At 54.9% G+C, this 14609-nt stretch carries 16 protein-coding genes; 6 read left to right on the top strand and 10 right to left on the bottom strand.

Annotated features, from left to right (window positions below; translation table 11 throughout):
• Positions 1-124: 124 nt before the first annotated feature.
• Entirely contained in the window at positions 125-796 is a 672-nt protein-coding gene (ccmB, locus tag FJ695_RS06130) for a heme exporter protein CcmB (RefSeq protein ID WP_141184619.1), read from the bottom strand.
• A complete protein-coding gene (gene ccmA / locus FJ695_RS06125) occupies positions 793-1455 on the bottom strand; it encodes a heme ABC exporter ATP-binding protein CcmA (RefSeq protein ID WP_141184618.1) in 663 nt (220 codons plus the stop codon). Before ccmA ends, ccmB begins: the two co-directional genes overlap by 4 nt.
• 198 nt (positions 1456-1653) lie before the next feature.
• Between ccmA and FJ695_RS06120 the strand changes: the two genes are divergently transcribed.
• Both FJ695_RS06120 and FJ695_RS06115 read left to right on the top strand, forming a co-directional pair.
• The gene (locus tag FJ695_RS06120; protein ID WP_141184617.1) at positions 1654-3072 is read left to right on the top strand and encodes a lipopolysaccharide biosynthesis protein; all 1419 of its coding nucleotides are present in this window, start codon (positions 1654-1656) and stop codon (positions 3070-3072) included.
• Positions 3069-4196 (top strand): GNAT family N-acetyltransferase, encoded by a 1128-nt coding sequence (locus tag FJ695_RS06115; RefSeq protein WP_141184616.1) that lies wholly within the window; start codon positions 3069-3071, stop codon positions 4194-4196. Before FJ695_RS06120 ends, FJ695_RS06115 begins: the two co-directional genes overlap by 4 nt.
• A 69-nt stretch (positions 4197-4265) precedes the next feature.
• Here the strand turns inward: FJ695_RS06115 and FJ695_RS06110 are convergent, their stop codons facing one another.
• Both FJ695_RS06110 and FJ695_RS06105 read right to left on the bottom strand, forming a co-directional pair.
• Positions 4266-5486 (bottom strand): ammonium transporter, encoded by a 1221-nt coding sequence (locus tag FJ695_RS06110; protein WP_141184615.1) that lies wholly within the window; start codon positions 5484-5486, stop codon positions 4266-4268.
• 206 nt (positions 5487-5692) lie between these two features.
• Complete coding sequence (locus tag FJ695_RS06105) at positions 5693-7078, bottom strand: PLP-dependent aminotransferase family protein (RefSeq protein WP_168206277.1); 1386 nt, start codon at positions 7076-7078, stop codon at positions 5693-5695.
• A 120-nt stretch (positions 7079-7198) separates the two neighbouring features.
• Between FJ695_RS06105 and FJ695_RS06100 the strand changes: the two genes are divergently transcribed.
• Positions 7199-8059 carry a DMT family transporter gene (locus tag FJ695_RS06100; protein WP_141184614.1) on the top strand — a complete coding sequence of 287 codons (861 nt, stop codon included), beginning with the start codon at positions 7199-7201 and terminating at the stop codon, positions 8057-8059.
• A gap of 156 nt (positions 8060-8215) precedes the next feature.
• Here the strand turns inward: FJ695_RS06100 and FJ695_RS06095 are convergent, their stop codons facing one another.
• The 4 genes from FJ695_RS06095 to FJ695_RS06080 form a co-directional block, all read right to left on the bottom strand.
• Positions 8216-9544: an ammonium transporter gene (locus FJ695_RS06095; protein ID WP_141184613.1), complete on the bottom strand. Its 1329-nt coding sequence runs from the start codon at positions 9542-9544 to the stop codon at positions 8216-8218.
• A gap of 21 nt (positions 9545-9565) precedes the next feature.
• Positions 9566-9904 carry a P-II family nitrogen regulator gene (locus FJ695_RS06090; RefSeq protein WP_168206276.1) on the bottom strand — a complete coding sequence of 113 codons (339 nt, stop codon included), beginning with the start codon at positions 9902-9904 and terminating at the stop codon, positions 9566-9568.
• A gap of 403 nt (positions 9905-10307) precedes the next feature.
• Complete coding sequence (locus tag FJ695_RS06085; RefSeq protein ID WP_141184612.1) at positions 10308-10859, bottom strand: DUF924 family protein; 552 nt, start codon at positions 10857-10859, stop codon at positions 10308-10310.
• An 81-nt stretch (positions 10860-10940) separates the two neighbouring features.
• Entirely contained in the window at positions 10941-11783 is an 843-nt protein-coding gene (locus FJ695_RS06080) for an ABC transporter substrate-binding protein (protein ID WP_168206275.1), read from the bottom strand.
• A gap of 188 nt (positions 11784-11971) precedes the next feature.
• Here FJ695_RS06080 and FJ695_RS06075 point away from each other — a divergent pair, with 188 nt between their 5' ends.
• The gene (locus FJ695_RS06075) at positions 11972-12217 is read left to right on the top strand and encodes a sulfurtransferase TusA family protein (protein WP_141184610.1); all 246 of its coding nucleotides are present in this window, start codon (positions 11972-11974) and stop codon (positions 12215-12217) included.
• 140 nt (positions 12218-12357) lie between these two features.
• Here the strand turns inward: FJ695_RS06075 and FJ695_RS06070 are convergent, their stop codons facing one another.
• Complete coding sequence (locus FJ695_RS06070) at positions 12358-12657, bottom strand: 4a-hydroxytetrahydrobiopterin dehydratase (RefSeq protein ID WP_141184609.1); 300 nt, start codon at positions 12655-12657, stop codon at positions 12358-12360.
• Positions 12658-12918: 261 nt separating this feature from the next.
• Between FJ695_RS06070 and FJ695_RS06065 the strand changes: the two genes are divergently transcribed.
• Both FJ695_RS06065 and FJ695_RS06060 read left to right on the top strand, forming a co-directional pair.
• Positions 12919-13374 carry a low molecular weight protein-tyrosine-phosphatase gene (locus tag FJ695_RS06065; protein WP_141184608.1) on the top strand — a complete coding sequence of 152 codons (456 nt, stop codon included), beginning with the start codon at positions 12919-12921 and terminating at the stop codon, positions 13372-13374.
• A gap of 81 nt (positions 13375-13455) precedes the next feature.
• The gene (locus tag FJ695_RS06060) at positions 13456-13716 is read left to right on the top strand and encodes a hypothetical protein (RefSeq protein ID WP_141184607.1); all 261 of its coding nucleotides are present in this window, start codon (positions 13456-13458) and stop codon (positions 13714-13716) included.
• Positions 13717-13732: 16 nt separating this feature from the next.
• Here FJ695_RS06060 and FJ695_RS06055 read toward each other — a convergent pair whose 3' ends face one another.
• The gene (locus FJ695_RS06055; RefSeq protein WP_141184606.1) at positions 13733-14590 is read right to left on the bottom strand and encodes a phosphatase PAP2 family protein; all 858 of its coding nucleotides are present in this window, start codon (positions 14588-14590) and stop codon (positions 13733-13735) included.
• Positions 14591-14609 lie beyond the last annotated feature (19 nt).

The raw sequence follows: 14609 nt of genomic DNA, 5'->3' as shown, positions 1-14609 counted from the left end.
TCTAGTGACGTGCCTGCTTCAATGCACAAGCGCGTCACAAAACGCATTGCGTTTGGTCAAGTCGCAGAAAGACCACGCCATCACAAATATGGGAGACGCTGGTTTCGTTTCTATGAGGCGGCCCTCAATCGGAAGCGAATCGCAGAGCCGTCGCCGATGCAATCGGCCCAATCACTGCCGCGATCAGAGATAGGGCGCACAGAATCAAGAACGGTGTCAAAAACGGCACCGGGTCGTGAATCGCTGCATCAGCGGAGCTGACCCCAAAGATGAGCACCGGAATGGCGAGCGGCACCACCAGCACAGCCAGAAGCAATCCGCCGCGGCGCATCGAGACCGTCAGCGAAGCCCCAATAGCACCGATCAGCGTCAAGGCCGGCGTTCCGACCAGAAGCGTTGCGGTCACCGCCGCCATGGAAACCGGATCCAGGTTCAAAAAGATGCCGAGTAAAGGCGCTGCAACAACCAGCGGCAGGCCAGTGGCCACCCAGTGGGCCAGACATTTGATCAGGACAACCATCTCGAGAGGGCGCCCGGCCATTAGCATCAGATCAAGGGTACCGTCATCCCGATCCGCCTGAAACAGCCGGTCCAGCCCGAGTAGCGTCGCCAAAAGAGCACCGATCCAGAGAATGGCCGGCCCGATCCTGGCCAGCAGGTTGAGATCTGGGCCAACACCAAAGGGAATCACGGTCACTACTGCGAGGAAAAACAAAACCCCGACAAGGGCGCTGCCGCCAACCCGGACGGAAAGACGCAAGTCCCGCTGAAACAGTTCCGTTGCCCATCCGCTCATGTCAGGGTCTCCTCAAAGGTCTGCTCGGTCAGCTTGGCGGCTTCCAGATGCAGCACCTGAGTTTTGGCAAGGGCCAATTTGGTATGAGTAGCAGTCACGATCTGTCCGCCTGAGGCCAGATGCCCGTTCATAAGATCCAGAAGCTGTTGTTCCGACTTGTTGTCGAGTGCGGATGTGGGTTCATCCATCAACCAGATCGGCCGGGGGGTGACCAACAGCCGGGACAGAGACAAACGCCGCTTTTGACCGGCAGACAAATAAGCAGCAGGCAGATGGGCCGTGTGACCAATTCCAAGGAACTCCAGCGCCTGAATGGGCTTTTTCAGATCTGCGTCAAACCCGCTGACAAACGCAGGCGCGGTATAACTCCGCCAGAATTCCAGGTTCTCCAGAACAGACAGAGCGGGTTTCACTGCATCCTGGTGGCCGAAATAATGTGCGTGTTCGTGTGCGGGCTTGTCATCGTCGCCTCCAGTCAACCGGATCGCCCCACTAGCCAACGGAACAAGCCCGGCAAGCGTGCGCAGCAGAGACGATTTGCCGATGCCGTTGGCGCCGGTCACCACAAGGGCGGTTCCTTGATCTAGCGAAAATGAAAGATTTTCAAACACCCGGCGCCCGCCGCGGTCGATGGTCAGGTTTTCAGCAATTAAGGTCAGGGCACGGCTCCGGCGGCTTGTCCAGTTTGTCCGCCTTGTTAGTGCCTTCTTGTGGGATATGGCAAGCCAGCACGACGCGCATGGGCCATTTCGGGCAAAATTTGCTCTCGGCTTGATCTCTCAAGAGCGGCAGGAAGCCACGGAATGTTAATGTCCCCATGTCATAAATACGGAAGAATACGCATAAAGGAACTTTTCGTGCAGTCTCCGGACAATCCGACACCTACTCGCCTGCTAAATTTCCCCTTGGCAGCGCGCCTCGAAGACGTGGCAAAACGGATTGCCGGTCTTCTTGGCGCCAATGGATCGGACAATCAGGCCGCCCAATTGATGGCCTTGTTTACCTTCGCTATCCGCGTGGGTGGAGCTGCGCTCGCCTATCTGTCTCAGGTTGTTCTTGCCCGATTGCTTGGCGCGCATGATTACGGAATATTTGCCGTGGCCTGGACCGTCGTCATAATCCTTGGCGTGATGGCCTGTGGCGGTTTTTCGGCTTCTGCAAGCAAGTTCATCCCCAAATACCGGCAAGCCGAGGATCCTGCCAGCTTACGCGGGTTCATTCGCACCAGCCGGTTATCTGCTCTCATTACCGGCACAGGAATAGCCGCGATCGGGATCGCCGCGATCGCGCTATTGCGTCCGATGATTGATGCGTCCTATGTCGCGCCGCTGTCAGTGACGCTGCTCGCCCTGCCCTTTTTTGCATATGCCATGGCCCAGGATGGCATCGCACGCAGTCACGATTGGCCATTCCTCGCCATGCTGCCGACCTATATCTGGCGGCCAGCGGCACTCTTGATCATTCTGGTGATTGTGATCGCCTTCGGCTTGGGTGCGACCGCGTTGACGGCCGCCTATGCTGCGGTTTTATCCGCTCTTCTGGTAGCGCTTTATCAGCATATGCACCTTAATGTCCGCTTGAAGCCTTCCTTGCCGGACAAAGCCAAGACCACGGATCTGAAACTCTGGTTCCTGGTCTCGTTGCCGATGCTGGCGGTTGATGGCTTTTTGCAGCTGATCACAAGCGCAGATGTGATTATGGTCAGCTTCTTTGAGGACCCGGATCAGGTTGCAGTTTATTTCGCAGCCTCCAAAACCCTAGCGCTGGTGCATTTTGTCTATTTTGCTGTGCGCGCGGCCTCTGCGCACCGCTTTTCGCGTTATCTGCACAGTGGTGATATGGACGGCCTTGCCACTTATGTCCGCCAAGCGGTCGGTTGGACGTTCTGGCCCTCTTTGGCTGCTGGCGCCGGCTTGCTTCTAATTGCCCCCTTGCTGCTGCGTTTGTTTGGTGCCGGCTTTGAAGACGGGTTTTGGCTGATTGCCCTTCTGATGATTGGTGTTCTGGCCCGGGCCTCAATTGGCCCCGCCGATGCCCTGCTGACCATGACCGGCTTACAAAAAACCTGCGCCGGCATTTATGGAGCGACATTTGTCCTGAATGTTGTGCTCAATCTGATCATGATCCCGTGGCTCGGCCTGGCTGGAGCTGCAATCGCAACGAGTTGCGCAATTTTATTTGAAACCACAGCGCTTGCATTGGCTGCAAAATACAAGCTCAATATCACGACCTTTATTATCCCCTTGTTGTTTCACCCTAGGAACCCTGCCGTTTGACCGGTCTTTCCGAAAAACAGGAACAGCTTGAAGCTGTCTGGATGGATCCATTGGCGGCGAACTTACCGCTTGACCAATGGCAGGATCTTGCCGGGACGGCATGCGATCCCAATCCTTTTTTCACACCGAGTTTTCTGCAGCCATATCTTCGTGCTTTTCCCGCTAAAAGCGTCCAACTCATGGTGGTACGGGACAGGTCAAGCGGAGATTGGCTGCTAACAGCACCGATCGGACGGCGGCCAGCCGGTTTGGCTATGCCGGTCAATACAGCCTGGACATCACATTATGCCCCGCTCGGGACACCGCTCCTCCATCCGGACGCTCAAGCAGATGCAATCGCCCTCTTCCTGAAATCAGCGGCCGGCTCTTCAAACACACTTGCCTTACCGTTTCTGCCTAAGACAAGCCGAATTGCCCAACTCGCCTTAAAGGCCGATGGCTGGACCGCTGGATGGAGCCAATTGGTGGAAAGGGCCGGACATGGCTCCGGGGACCTTGGGGCAACTCAGTATGAAGCTGCGTTTCATGGCAAACGGCGCAAGGAAATGCAGCGTCAGTTACGCCGCTTGGAAGATCATGGTTCGATTAGCGTCCGGCATCTTTTGGGCAAGGAAACGATTGCCGGTTTTGAAGCATTTCTGGAGCTGGAAGCCAAAGGATGGAAAGGCCGGGCGGGCACGGCGCTCGCCAACACTCCGGAAACTGCTATGTTTTCCCGGGAAGCTATCCAAAACCTGTCAGCCTGGAACAGAGTGCGCATCGATCAATTGTGGGCAGGTGACACACTGGTAGCGGCACTTGTTCTGTTTTTGGAAAACGGCCGGATATTTTCCTGGAAGATCGCTTTTGACGAGACCTTTGCCCGGTCCTCTCCAGGATCTCAGATCGCAATCATTGCCCTCAGAAAAAACCTAGAGACACCCGGCTTCATCAAAGCGGATTCCCTTGCAATTCCTGGACATCCGATGATCGGCGCCTTGTGGCGGGGCCGGGTTCAAGTGGGAACGCTTTTGCTGGCCAAAGGCGCGGTTGGCTCGGCTTTGGCAGGGCTCGCAGCGACAGACCTCAAGGTTGAACAATCCTTACGGAAAAAAGCGAGAGCCCTGAAGGCATTGATCGACTGAATTCGCTTAGAAAGCATTTGCCACCCTCAACGTAACTGAGGGTGGCTGTTCTTGTTTTCAAACCGGAAATCAGCGGCCGAGGTCGCTCTCCGGGTTGGCGCTGATGCGATGAATCGCAAGGTCAGCCCCCATGTGTTCTTCTTCTGCAGACAGGCGCAGTCCGGTCGCGGCCTTCAAGATCCCGTAGACAACGAAACCAACTGCGAACGCATAGGCCAGACCGACAATCGTACCAATGATCTGAGATGGCAGAGCGACACCACCCATACCGCCAAGGGCTTCCAAGCCGAAGATACCGGCAGCGATCCCACCCCAGGCACCACAGATGCCATGCAACGGCCAGACGCCGAGCACGTCATCAATCTTCAGTTTGTTCTGGCAGAACTCGAAGCCCTGGACGAAGATGACACCGGCCACGCCGCCGACGATCAAACTGCCAACCGGGTGCATGACGTCAGAGCCAGCGCAGACTGCGACCAGCCCCGCCAAAGCTCCGTTGTGAACAAAACCAGGGTCATTCCGCCCGGCAATCAGCGCCGTCAAGATACCGCCGACCATGGCCATCAGCGAGTTGATCGCCACAAGACCGGAAGCAGATTCAAGCGATGCGGCCGTCATAACGTTGAAACCGAACCAGCCGACACACAACATCCAGGAGCCCATGGCGAGCCAGGGAATGGACGACGGCGGAATGCCAATTGGGCGACCGTTTTTGTCATACCGGCCCCGGCGCGCACCGAGCAAAAGCACGGCTGCAAGCGCGACCCAGCCGCCAACGCCGTGAACAACCACGGATCCGGCAAAGTCGTGGAAACCGGCCCCGAAAGACGCTTCAAGCCACCCCTGGAAACCGAAATTTCCGTTCCAGATCATGCCTTCGAACAGCGGATAGGCGATGCCGACCAGAGCAGCCGTTGCCAGACATTGCGGCAGAAACTTCATGCGCTCAGCAATGCCGCCGGAAATAATCGCCGGGATGGCCGCCGCAAATGTGGTCAGGAAGAAGAACTTCACCAGTGTAAGGCCCTGAAGCTCAAAACCTTCGCCACCGCCGGACAAGGTCGCAGCATCGACAAAGAAGCTCGTTCCATAGGCAAAGGTGAAGCCGACGAAGAAATAGGTAACGGTCGAGATTGCAAAGTCGACCAGGATTTTCACCAGGGCATTGACCTGGTTTTTGTGCCGGACAGTTCCGACTTCGAGGAAGGCAAACCCGCCATGCATGGCGAAAACGAGAATGGCTCCGACGAGAACAAAAAAGACGTCCCCGCCAACGGATGGCGTATCCATATATGACCCCCAATTAGGCAAACAGCCCTTTGTTTGTGCTTTTCGGGATCCACTGCATTCAAAATGGATGCCAATTGAGCAATTGCCAAGAAAAACATCAGCTTCTCGCCATTTTTCAGGGCAATTAGCGTCAACAGGACTTTCTAAACGTTGTTTTACGAGCGAAAATCATAGGCACTTGCACGTTTTTTATGCAATCAGTGCCATTAGACTTCGAGCATCGTTCTTCTTAAAGTCTCATAGATCGCGTCGTCACTCATTTGACTGACGTTGAACCGCATAAACCTGTCCATCCCTTGAGACACGCTGAATACATTTCCCGGCGCAAGTACGATTTTGTTTGTTAGCGCCCTTTGCGCGAAACCAGCGGCGCTGACCCCTTCTGGCAATAGACACCAGAGGTAAAAACCGCCGCGCGGCATCAGCCAAGGTGCGATACCGAGCAGACCCAGCTTTTCCGAGACCTGAAGACGGCTTCGGGCCAGGCGGATGCGCAAGGCCTCCAAGTGCTTGCGGTAACTGCCATCACTGAGCGCCGCGAACACAATATGCGCGGCCAAGGGACTGGGTCCGCCAAAGTTGGTTGCGATCTGGAGATCAATCAGGACCTCAACCCAATCCGGGCGGGCAGCAATGTAACCGCAGCGGACTGACGCTGAAAGCGTCTTGGAAAAACTGCCAATCCGGATAACCTGGTTCAATCCATCCAGGCTTGCAAGCCGGGGTGACGGATCCGGCTCAAACGCACTGAAGATATCGTCTTCAACGATGATCAACCCATGCGTTGCCGCGACTTTCAGAATTCTATGTGCGATTTGCGGAGTTAAGGCCGCACCTGTCGGATTGTGCAGGGCGGAGTTGGTCAGATAGAGGCGTGGTTTCACCTGAGCAACGGTTCGCTCAAATTGCGGCATGTCCGGCCCTGAATGGGTCATTGGCACACCAACCGCTGCAACCTGGTGAGCCCGCAAAATAGCTTGAAAATTGAAATAACAGGGATCGTCAACCAGAACGGCATCCCCAGGCTTCAACAACAAACGGCAAATGAGATCAATTGCCTGTGTGCCACAAGAGGTCAGCAGTATCTGATCAGTGTCAGCAGGAAGACCTTCGTCTGCAAATTGCCGCGCCAAGAGCCTGCGTAAATCTGAGAACCCGCGCGTGTCACCGTAGTCGGACAATAGCGCATCATCGCCACGTGCCAGACCGCGCAGAGCGCGGCGCAGCGGTGCGACCGGCATCCAATCGGCCGGCAACCAACCACAACCTGGCTTGGCAAACGCTGAATCAGCATCGAGTGACTGGCGGGAAACCCAAAAAGGGTCGACGTTACGATCCAACTTCGGCTCTACCTTTGAAACCGAAAATGGCTGCGCAACGTCCGATACATAGAACCCGGCCCCCCGGCGGGCAAAAATCACGCCTTCCGCCGCCAGCCGGTCATAAGCCTCAACAACGGTTGATGGCGAGACCTGCATCGATCCCGCAAACGCCCGGATCGAAGGCAATTTTTCTCCGGCAACCAATGCCCGGCTCGCGATTTGACTGCGAATTGCCTCCATTACCGAGCCGGTTCGCGCCCCAACGCTCATTTTGCTCTCCCAATTGTACGGCTTCAATGAACAATACAGTTCTCGACAACTGTATTGATTTGTATCTGGTTCCTTCGAAGTCCGCCATCTAGAAAACATGGTTTAAAGAAAGGATGTTTCATGAACCGGACAGCGGCAGGGTGGGGCAGCGGACTGCTTGGCGTCATCATCTTCAGTGGATCTTTGCCAGCAACACGGGTTGCCGTCTCCAGTTTTGATCCGCTGTTTCTGACTTCGGCACGTGCAGCAGGCGCAGCATTGCTCGGATTATGCCTGTTGCTGATCTTAAAACAGCCCCTTCCAGGACGCCGGGACCTCAAATCCCTGTTCCTTGTCGCGTTGGGAGTTGTCGTTGGCTTTCCGTTACTTACAGCGATGGCCCTGCAACATATTACGTCGGCCCATTCGATTGTATTTATTGGTTTACTGCCGTTTGTGACGGCCATTTTTGGAGCCGTTCGGGCTGGCGAACGGCCGAAGTCTCTGTTTTGGCTATTTTCGTTCACCGGCAGCCTGGCTGTCGCGGCATATTCACTATCACTTAGTACCGGGATCTCGCTGAAGGGAGATTTATATATGGTTGCCGCGATTGTTTTGTGCGGTCTTGGGTATGCAGAAGGCGCAACCCTGTCGCGGCACCTTGGCGGCTGGCAAGTCATTTCCTGGGCGCTCATTCTCTCAATGCCCGTCACGGTCCCGCTCACACTCATGTCTTTGCCGGAAAGCTGGGTTGGCATTCCGGCGGCTGCATGGGCCAGCCTGGGTTATGTTACTGTATTTTCGATGCTGATAGGTTTTGTATTCTGGTACCGCGGACTGGCAATCGGCGGAATTGCGGGCGTTAGCCAGCTGCAACTTTTACAGCCGTTTTTTGGATTGCTGCTGGCCAGTCTGCTGCTGCATGAGCCGGTGGCTCTCACCATGATAGGTGTAACAACGCTCGTTATCTTCTGCGTTGCCGGGGCAAAGCGTTTTGCCTAGGCCGCGTGGCGCAGGCATCGACCAAATGCGGCTCCGCACATTGTACGTCACAGATGGAATGGGGATAAAAAAGCCCCGGGGAATAAACCCCGGGGTTCCAAGTTTGCGGTCCGAGCCAATAGACCGCCTGGGAGATATCTTTGGCCGGCGCCTGCCTTAGAGGCGCTGGGAACCGGTTCCGAATTCCGGGTAGGCTTCGACGCCAACTTCGACCTTGTCGAGACCCAGAGCTTCTTCTTCGTCGGATACCCGGATGCCGACAGCGGCTTTCAGGGCGTACCAGACGATGCCGGAGATCACGAAGGTGAAGACACCGTATGCGACGATACCGATGATCTGCGTGACGTAAGAGGTGTCACCGTTGGACAGCGGTACGATCAGCGTGCCCCAGATACCTGCAATCAGGTGAACCGGGATGGCGCCAACAACGTCGTCGATTTTCAGCTTGTCGAGCAGCGGAACTGTGAAGACCACAATTACGCCACCGATGGCACCGATGAAGACGGCCTGCCAGATGCTTGGAGCCAGCGGCTCAGCAGTGATGGAGACAAGACCTGCGAGCGCACCGTTGAGCGCCATGGTCACGTCGACCTTCTTGTAGAGAACCTGGGTCAGGACAACGACCGCGACCACACCGGCAGCTGCTGCCATGTTGGTGTTTGCGAAGATGCGGGAGATGTCTGTCACGTCGCTGATGGTGCCCATTGCGAGCTGGGATGCACCATTGAAGCCGAACCAGCCGAGCCACAGGATGAAGGTACCGAGCGTTGCCAGCGGCATGGAAGAGCCCGGCATCGGGTGCACAACACCGTCAGAACCGTATTTGCCTTTACGGGCACCCAGGATCAGCGCACCAGCAAGAGCTGCCCAGCCGCCAACGGAGTGAACGAGCGTAGAGCCAGCGAAATCGGAGAAGCCCATTTCGGAGAGCCAGCCAGCACCCCACTGCCAGGAACCTGCGATCGGGTAAATGAAGCCTGTCAGAACAACGGTAAAGCCAAGGAACGGCCACAGCTTGATCCGCTCAGCGAGAGTTCCGGAGACGATCGACGCCGCAGTTGCCACAAACACCATCTGGAAGAACCAGTCAGACGCGGTTGAGTACCCGGTATCGAGTGCATCGCCACCGACCGGGTCGAAGGAATACGGGCCGAAGGACCCCATGAAACCGCCGTCAACGCCGGTGTACATCAGGTTGTATCCGGTGATCCAGAACATCAGACCCGCGATGGAGTAGAGAGTGATGTTCTTCAGACACTGCATGGAGACGTTCTTGGAGCGGACAAGGCCTGCTTCCAGCATTGCAAAGCCGGCAGCCATCCACATGACCAGGAACCCGCCCATCAGGAACAGGAGAGTGTTGAAGATATAAGCGACTTCCGGAGAGACGGCCGGCGCAGCTTCTGCATCCTGGGCCAGTACCGGCAAAGCGCTGAGGCTCAGAAGAGCCAGGGACGCCGCGCCCTTAGCGACTAGTTTTTTCATGGTTACGTTTCCTTACCTAAATCACAGAGCTTCGGCGTCGGTTTCGCCGGTGCGGATGCGAACGACCTGGTCGATCGAATAGACGAAGATCTTGCCGTCGCCGATCTGACCGGTTTTGGCTGCCCCGGAGATCATTTCGACAACCTTGTCGACAGATCCGGCATCAACAGCGACTTCGATTTTCAGTTTCGGCAAAAAGCTGACCGCGTATTCAGTGCCGCGGTAGATCTCGGTGTGGCCCTTTTGGCGGCCATAGCCTTTGACTTCCGTGACCGTCAGCCCCTGGATGCCGATGCCGGTCAAGGCATCGCGCACTTCGTCGAGCTTGAACGGCTTGATGATGGCCATCACTATTTTCATTGCTCGTTCCATTCCCCTCTGTAGCGCCCCTTCCCGGCGAAGAAGCTCAGCTACCGGTTCGTTCGTGTCCTTGATCCCCTCTGGAAGGGTTCGGATCTTTCTTGCGCCAGGCGACCGGCGCACGAACCAGTGTCGCCCCTTTCTTTTCAAGGACCGTGCCAACTTCGGATTCTTTACTGAGGAATGGCAGAATTCTGCGCGTTCGAAACCTGAAACGCCGTTTATTGGTCCAGCCTGAACAATTGGACTGATCGATTTCCAGGCATGGAATTCGCCCAAAAAATAGCCAGCCAACATTAAGGTGATTAAAAAGTATGCAAATATTTTGTGCGCCGCAAACACGCATAAAAAAACGGCAGCACACTAAGTGCTGCCGCTCTAAACCTGACCGATGGGCTGCCTGTTAGGCTGAAAAACCGCCATTTTCCAGAAACGCAATTTCCGCCTCGGTCGATTGACGGCCCAGAACCTTGTTGCGGTGCGGAAACCGACCGAATCGGCGGATCACATCCATATGAATGAGCGCATAATGATAATAGCTCATATCGCCCAGCGCTTTACAAAGGTCGACGGACAGCTCCTGGTCTGCCATATCCTCCGAATGCTCAAACGGCAGATAGAAAAACACCCTGGCTTCTTTGGGAAATGCCCGGTCAAATCCTCTCTCAACCGCAGCCCTGGCGATTTCGACAGCTTTTGAATCAGCCTCGAAAGCCCGTCCAGACCCTCTGAAAACATTGCGAGTGCACTGATCGAGCAGCAGGATTACGGCAAGGGCACCGTCGGGCGTTTCCGTCCAGCTGTCGAGGTCGCCGCGCTGTGCGGCCTCGATTGCCGGCAGAAACATGTCCCGGCAGTGCGCATCGAATTTATCGTCCTTGGCGAACCATTTGGACGCCCCCGCCTCCCACCAGAAGTCGAGAACATCTATTGAAGACGGCAGCTCAGTAGTCATGATCAAACATTCCAAAACCATATTAGGGAGTGACAACGCGGAAACGCGCCTTTGATGCAGAACCTACAATCGAAAAACCTGTTAGTCAGCAGAAACCATTTCCGGCTCAGTGATTGCAACTGCATCGCAGGCAATCTCTTGCCAAAGCCCAACATGGTGATTGAAGCGCTGTTCCCAAAACCCCTCCTCGCGCAGGTTCTTCATTTCCTCTTGGACTGCAGCAACAAGTTCTGGATCAGTCCCTTTGCTGAATACGGCCCAGAGCGGCTTGGCGAGCTCTTTGATGTAAACGACCGGCTGCAACTGAGTGCCGTCATGCCCGCGCGCGCAAACCGTTCCCTTTGACAGGAAGCCGGTCAACGGCAAAAGATCAATCCGGCCGAGGTACAACATATCAATGCCCTGCTGGTAGCTGGTCATATGTACCAGCGTCGAGGCATCCCGCACGCCCAACTCCTGAAAATAGCTGTGCTGGCTGCTGCCCCTTTGCACCCCGATGCGGTAGTCTTGTTTCAAAAGATCCTTCAAACCTGCGGTTTGAATGGGTGGCTGCCTCTTCAATTGATAGAGATACTGGCCGTAGGGAGAGACTTCACCCAACCAAATGAATTTGTCTTCCCGCTCGGGTGTTCGGGACAAGGAGAAAAACAGGGTATTGGGCTGCGTTTCAGCCATGAGCATGGCCCGCTTCCACGGCAGGAATTCAAAAGCCTCAACGTGTACAGGACGGCCGTCATTATTGACCCGCTTAAGAGCCTCAAGCAAAAAATCGGCGACATAGCCTGCCGGCTCATTATCCTTGGCAAACTGCAGTGGCGCGAAACTCTGCGTAACGAGCGTAAGACCAACGGGGTCAGAATGAGCCTTGCCCGGCAGAACCGCTAAAGCACACAAAAGACAAAGAGCAATGCAAAGGTTCCTCATGAGAGCCTTCCCTTTGGTAATTTTGCCCATAAGTAAATTGCCCAAGCCTTTAAGAAGGCTTAAGTGGAGAAACGCCCGAACGCTGAGCGTCTAGAAAACGGAACATGCACACTAGAAATTCAGGAATCCCTGCAATTTTTCCAGTCGTCGTTGACTGTTTATGTTTGAGAGAAATGCCTGTTTGAAAAATGGACACTAAGGTGACACGTAATCTGCTCGATCTGATGGGCCTCAAATGCCCGCTTCCGGTCCTCAAGACCAAAAAAGCGCTCTCAAAACTCAGCCCCGGTGAAGAACTGACGATTTTGACCACAGATCCGATGGCCGAAATCGACATCCCCCATTTCTGCCAGGAACATGGGCACACTTTGATCGAAGCGGCCCGCACAGAAACCGGTCACCGGTTCCACTTGCAAAAAGTTTCGGAGAAATAGATTCGACTGGCACCGATTGAACAACATCCCAATGTTCCTGAGGTAGCTTTTCGTATCAACCGGCTTACGAACCAATCAGATCAAACAGGCCTATTGAGGTCGCTCGAAAAAGCATTCGCAAACTATGACGCTGGATTACTTCAATTGAACCCGCCAGAGATGACATCGATTTTTCGGGCCAATTCCATATCCAGCTGACTGAGGCCGCCTACGTCATGGGTCGCCAGCACGATGTCAACTGTCCGATAGACGTTTGACCACTCAGGATGATGGTTCATTTTCTCCGCCGCAAAGGCCACATGAGTCATGAAAGCGAAGGCTTCCTGAAAGTCCTTAAACTTGAAAGATCGGGAGATCGCCTCCCGCCCCGGCACTAAGTGCCAATTTGGAAGTTCCTGCAATCCTGCAGCACGATCTTCCGGCTTCAACCGCTCCGCCATCTCACTCTCCCGCAAAAGTCCTACTCGCTGTTTGCCGGCATCTTTGATACCGATCTCACGGTACTCGCAAAATCTGAATGCGAAACAGACTATATCCCGAAACACTCGCGGCACCCAGTTCCGCAAAGCTCACAACGTCTTGACAGTGCGGCGTGGGGCAGCTTTGTCTAGGGCATAGACTCGGCCAGCGGCCACTTCCTCGCGAACTATCGCCAATGACATCGCCAATACCATCTCATTTATGAGTCCGAACCCTAGCCCATGACTTCAGTGCTATTCGTATGCCTTGGTAACATCTGCCGCTCCCCGCTCGCCGAAGGGGTGTTTCGGGATGCTGTTCATAAAGCTGGCCTTACAGACCATATTCATATTGATTCTGCCGGTACCGGCGCTTGGCACGCTGGCAACCCGCCAGACCCAAGATCAATTGAAGTTGCCGCCAAATACGGGATCGACATCTCCCGCCAAAGAGCACGCCAAGTGATTGCAGAGGACTTTAATAGGTTTGACCTGATCCTCGCGATGGACACAGAGAATCTGGAAACCCTCTATTCCCGATCTCAACTTGACCACCCGGGCCTTCGATTGTTCTTGAATGATCCAGCGAAGAATGTACCCGATCCTTATTATGGCGGCGAGGACGGGTTTGAGCAGGTTTACCAGCTGATTGATCAGGGCAGCCACGCCTTGCTCACAACGATTACAAAACACATGTGAAACATGCCACTGACGGCTTCATAAATCCGTCTCATTATCTGCGCTAATCAGGAGCCTATAGCTTCAGGACTTGGCGCATTCATGAAACTCTTGTGGTGGTCTCTGGCCGCACTTCTAATCTTGCTTGGGTTGGCGACCGTCTGGTTGCCGATTCCAACCGGCGTGCCGCTTTTGGCGCTTGGAGGTGTCGTCATCATCGGCAGCAGCCGGACTGCCGCCCGCCTGTTGCGGAAGCGGAGAAAATCAACGCCGCATTTAAACGGGGTCTTCACGTGGATCGAAGACCGGTCACCTTTGCGCTTTGCGCGCATTCTCAAACGCACTCGGCCCCGGAATAAATAAGCGGTGCAGGCTTCGCCTATTTCTCAGATGCAGTCTGGATAGCAGATCGCACTTTTAAACGCGCGCGTACAAAAAGCCGTCTGAAAATCCGGTGTAACCGCCGGCCGGTCAACGTAAACCACTCATCGAGCCCCCGGTCAGACACCAGAGGTGTTTTTTTCAGGTAAAGCAGCCAATAAACGCTGAGCACAACCAAAAACGTCAGCCCCCAGGACAGCATTGTGTCTGAAAAGAAGTGCCCGCCAAAGGCCACACGATTGATGGATAGGACCAAGCACAGCGGTAGTACAAACGCCAAAACGGCCTTTCGCCAGCTTGCGGGCACAAGAAACGCTATCGATACGAGCCAGATGCCCGCAGACCCTTCGCCGGATACAAATGAGCAATTCCGCTCGCAGTAGTCAGTAATTTTCCAGACTGGTTGAAAGGGCAATTCGCCGCCGAACTCCTCAATCGAGCGTGGCCGTGGCCGCCCCCAATTGTTCTTCAGGATAGAATTGACCAGAATTCCCGGCCCGAGGATTAGCGTTGAAATCAAGAACAACGGCTGGCGCAACGGCAAAATCGGTGCCCTACCTGGAAGCAGCAACTTGATGACCAGAACGGCAACCGCGCAAATAGCGATTACCCGAACCAAAAACGGTCCCAGATGCCTGACTTTTTGCAAGAAAGGATCGTGCTGCGCCCAAAACCCGTCTGTTTGGCTAAAAAACAAACCGCTGATCCAAAGATCGGTTTTAGGAAAGGTCAAAAAGAACAGGGAGACAATCAGGATGTACGCCAGAACAGCAACAAACGGATGCGCAATGCACCAGACAGCCGCTTTGCGTGTGGCAGACTTCACAGTATGGTTTGGCGGAGAAAAATCGCTCATGGCCGCTCTTTAGCGCATC

The organism is Labrenzia sp. PHM005 (assembly GCF_006517275.1).
Classification (GTDB): Bacteria; Pseudomonadota; Alphaproteobacteria; order Rhizobiales; family Stappiaceae; genus Roseibium.
Note: the sequence above shows the minus strand (reverse complement) of the source record. Positions and strands in the feature narration are given on the sequence as shown.